Raw genomic sequence first — 3,955 nt, forward strand, 5'->3', positions numbered from 1 at the left:
CCTTTTGTGCAGGCGGACAGGAGACTGCATCGGGCACCCGCGAAGTACGGACGTTGAAAGACGAGAACGTGAAGCTTAAGCGCGAACTGGTTCGCAAAGACAAGGCACTGGCGGAGGCGGCTGCGTTGCTGATTCTGCAAAAAAAGTTCCGCGCGCTGTGGGAGGGCGAGGAGCAATGACTTCCCTTCCAGAGCGCGATCAGGTAATGGCACTGGTGGCCGAAGCGATCGTTGCGGGTGCACGCCAGGAACGTGCCTGCGAGGTCATTTCGCTCAGCGAACGCACCTTGCAACGCTGGAAAAATGATCAGGCAGGCGGTGTCGGCGATCGCCGACCGGCACGGGTACAGTCGCCCAGGAACAGACTGAGCGAGCTCGAACGCCAGCGTCTGCTGGCGATTGCCAACTCAGCCGAATTTGGTCATCTTCCACCAAGCCAGATCGTGCCGCGGCTGGTTGATCGTGGGCAATACGTCGCCTGCGAATCGACGTTCTACCGCGTATTGAAAGCCGAGAATCAGCTCAGGCACCGCCGTGCCGAAAGGCTGCCGAAACCGCGCAGCAAGCCGCGTGCGCTGTATGCGACGGCGCCCGTCGAGCTGTTCAGTTGGGACATCACCTACTTGCCCACGCAGGTCAAGGGGATCTATTTTTACCTGTATCTGTTCATGGACATTTTTAGCCGCAAAATCGTCGGCTGGCAAGTCTATGAAACAGAAAGCAGCGAGCTGGCAAGCGAAGTGATGCGCGATATTTGCGACCGGGAAAACATCGCACGAAATCAGGTGGTGCTGCATTCCGATAATGGCGCTCCGATGAAGGGCGCCACGATGCTGGCCACGCTGCAGGCACTCGGGGTGATGCCGTCGTTTAGTCGCCCGGCGGTTAGCAATGACAATCCATTTAGCGAATCCGTCTTCAAGACGATGAAGTATCGGCCGACCTATCCGCAGCGCCCGTTTGAGAACCTCCTGGCCGCCAGGCAGTGGGTCGGCACCTTCGTCCATTGGTATAACGAGGAGCACCGTCACAGCGCCATCGGCTTCGTGACGCCTGCACAGCGCCACGCGGGCCTGGACGCGGCGCTGCTACGCAAGCGCGCCGAAGTCTATGAAGCGGCCAAGGCCAGGCACCCGGAGCGCTGGAGTGGTGCCACGCGAAACTGGCAGCTCGTCACGATTGTGCACTTGAATCCGGAAAAACCTGCTACTCAAAAAACTGATCGAAAGGAGCAACACCTGGAACAAAAAACGGCCGCATAAATGCAACATTCAGGCGACAACTAGCTTGAAATTTTCCGGTAATGGATAGAAACAGCCGTGAGACGTGCGCTTGCGGCGCGGGCGCTAGTGGGCCTGCGTTAGCACCGGAAATAACCCGGCAGCTTGTCGGGCATTGGCCGCGAGCACAGGTCGCACGCTATGCGTTGCGATCGAATGTCGAACCTGCTTCACCTGTCCGCACCGTCCCCTCGATCCACGCCTCGAACGCGGCGTACATCGCCGGCAACGATTCATCGTTAGTCGCAATGCGCTCTGCACCGTGGACGATCGCGATCGACGCATCAAGGCCCCCCGCCGGCACAGCCGGCGCAACGCGCTCGCTGCGGACAAACGCTGCTTGCGCCAGCGCCCACGCCTGCTGTGGCGAACGATTGCATTCCGCAGCCAGACAGGACGCCGTCAAGCCCTCCCCGGTCAGGTTTTGCAAGGTCTGATCGAGCGTCACACTGTTGCCGGTAGCCCAGCAATGTTTAGCGAGCAATGGGCCGACTTGCGGGTTATCGACGATATAGCCAAGCGAGCGCGTCAGATACGCGCGCGTCTGCGCCGCCGCCATCTTCGCGAGCAGGTAGCCGTGGTAATAGACCGCGAGGTCGTGATAGATCGGATGGGGCGTCGCAAGGATATAGCCGGTGTGCCCGGCAATGCCCAGCATCCTCCGCGTCACGGAACGCGCGAGGTCGAGTACCGAATCGGCCGTGCGGTGGGCATCGTCCATGCTATACAGCGCCCATTCGAAATACGTCGGTACGAGGTCGCGCCGTTCTGCAAAAGCAAGAAACGCCTGGCGTGCCTCGACATGCGCGCGGATCATCTCGTCGGGCATCGGCTCGCCGGCGGCATTACGCGCGTATCGCCTGATCCAGCACGGATCACTCGGCAACGCGTCGAAGAACTTTGCCTGCGCTTCGAGAAACGCCGGCGAGCTTGGCGCGAACTCCTGCGAAAAACACGGCGAATTGAGCGTCACGTTCGACTGGTGCGCGGCGTGGCCCGCTTCGTGGAACAACACGTTGAGTGCCTGCAATCCCGCTCCCGCTTGTCGTGGGCGGGCCGTCGACGTGAAACGGACATCGGCCGGCACCCAGCCCCCCGCGCCGTCGTCGTGATAGCTCGGCGTAGGCGCCACGCAAAAGCCAGTGGGAAACTTGCGTTGCCGGTCCAGCAAATCGATTTCGATTCGCGCGCCGCGGTACGTCACGCCAAGACGCTTAAACGATTCCGCCCAGCGTTCGAGCGCCTTGCTAAAGGGAAAGTATGCGTCGGCCTGTTGCGCTGCGCCTCCGCGCATTCTGTACAGTAGATTGTGCGGACGCAACGCGTCGTCGCCGTATTCGCGCGCGAGGCGTTGCAAGGAGGCGTCGTGTGCGTCCCGGGTCTTCGCCTCGAACTCGTCGAACACAGCAAAGAGCGCCTCGGGGCTCATGCCGCTGTTGGCCCGCAGCCGGTATTCGAAGAAGTTGCGATAGCCGAGTTCACGTGCCAATGCGTTGCGCTTCGCGACGATCGCGAGAAAGCCGTTGTCGAGCAACCAGCGTTCGAGTCCGTGCAAAGCGTCATGGGAACTTCTGCGCGCCGCTTCGTCCGGGTTGGATGCCAGATTGGCGCGCAGCGCGGCAGGCGAAGCTTCCTCGTGCAGGCCAGCCGCGTTGATATGGTGCATCTTGTACGCTTGCCGGCGTGCGAACAGATCGCCGTCCATCTTGATCAGCTCGGCAAGCAACGCTGCCGCACGCTCACTGCCCATCGCATTGCATTCGAACACTTTGATCCAGCCGCGTAAGCCCGCGAGCAGCGCATTGCGATCGGAGGACTCGGCGACGCTGGCCTCCAGCCTCGCGAGATGCGCGCGGCTTTGTGCGAGGCGTTCTGTGTCGGCAACGAATGTCTTGCGCGCGAGGCCTGCTGCAGCCAGCACGTCGTGCGCGTCGCTCTGACCGGTATGGGTCGTCCAGTACAGGTCGCCTTCGTCCCGGTGCAGCCTTAGATAATCCTGATTGAGGCGGTCAAAGAAGGCGCGAGCGCTTTTCATGTGCAGGGCGATGAGGGGCTTCGTTTATGCAGCTTATCATGACTCGCTTCGCGCCTGCCCCGGCGGGCTCGATCAGCTGAAATATCAGCCGGTTTCAGCGAGCGCATTTCTGCGCTTGCTGATTACGTTGCGGTTAGCAATGTCAAAATGACGATGTCTGCCCGACATAGGTGAATCGCTGCACGACAGTAGGCCCGACGGCCACCGGCTCGTTCCAGACCTTCAACGTCCCCGTGCTCATCGGCAGGCCGTCCCGCTCGTAGAGGCGCGTATGGACGACCACCGGTTCATTCGATTCATCCTCCCGTGCCAGCCCGAGCGCCAGGTAGTGCGCCCCCTTGTAGTGGCGATATACTCCCGGACGAAACTCTGCGACATCGCCAGCGTGCTCTGCAGACGAGTCGTGCTTCTGCGGTATCCGGTACCGTCGAACTGCGCATTGCCGAAATAGTGACGGTTGGTCAGCCCGGCCTCAATGAACGTGTTGTTGCGCCGCTGCTGGGTAATTTCCGTGTCATCGATGAAACTGTCGCCGAAGCGTTTCGTCAGTTGGAGTAAAGTGGACCCATCAGTCAAGACACTTTTCTGGTCGATTTAAGCTGCGATCGCGTCCGATTCTGCAGCTGCACGGCGCTGCCCCG

Annotated in this window: 3 protein-coding genes and 1 pseudogene; 1 reads left to right on the forward strand and 3 read right to left on the reverse strand. The window is 60.8% G+C overall.

The genetic code is table 11. The features are described 5' to 3' along the window. Positions 1-175: 175 nt before the first annotated feature. Entirely contained in the window at positions 176-1,261 is a 1,086-nt protein-coding gene (locus tag VMJ11_RS02555) for an IS3 family transposase (protein ID WP_325616602.1), read from the forward strand. A gap of 157 nt (positions 1,262-1,418) precedes the next feature. On the opposite strand, the gene VMJ11_RS02560 is transcribed toward VMJ11_RS02555, so the two are convergent. The 3 genes and pseudogenes from VMJ11_RS02560 to VMJ11_RS02570 form a co-directional block, all read right to left on the reverse strand. Then, complete coding sequence (locus VMJ11_RS02560; protein WP_325616604.1) at positions 1,419-3,314, reverse strand: M3 family metallopeptidase; 1,896 nt, start codon at positions 3,312-3,314, stop codon at positions 1,419-1,421. 142 nt (positions 3,315-3,456) lie between these two features. Beyond that, positions 3,457-3,732, reverse strand: coding sequence for a DUF1653 domain-containing protein (locus tag VMJ11_RS02565; protein WP_325616606.1), 276 nt, complete (start codon positions 3,730-3,732; stop codon positions 3,457-3,459). Beyond that, positions 3,681-3,866: pseudogene (locus VMJ11_RS02570) on the reverse strand (ShlB/FhaC/HecB family hemolysin secretion/activation protein); the annotation flags it as partial. The pseudogene VMJ11_RS02570 and the gene VMJ11_RS02565, both read right to left, overlap by 52 nt. Positions 3,867-3,955: the final 89 nt, after the last annotated feature.

It is taken from the genome of Paraburkholderia sp., from assembly GCF_035501035.1.
GTDB lineage: Bacteria > Pseudomonadota > Gammaproteobacteria > Burkholderiales > Burkholderiaceae > Paraburkholderia.

Coding starts and splice junctions, on each gene's coding strand:
- VMJ11_RS02555 (WP_325616602.1), top strand. CDS start 176: ATGACTTCCCTTCCAGAGCGCGATCAGGTAATGGCACTGGTGGCCGAA.
- VMJ11_RS02560 (WP_325616604.1), bottom strand. CDS start 3,314: ATGAAAAGCGCTCGCGCCTTCTTTGACCGCCTCAATCAGGATTATCTA.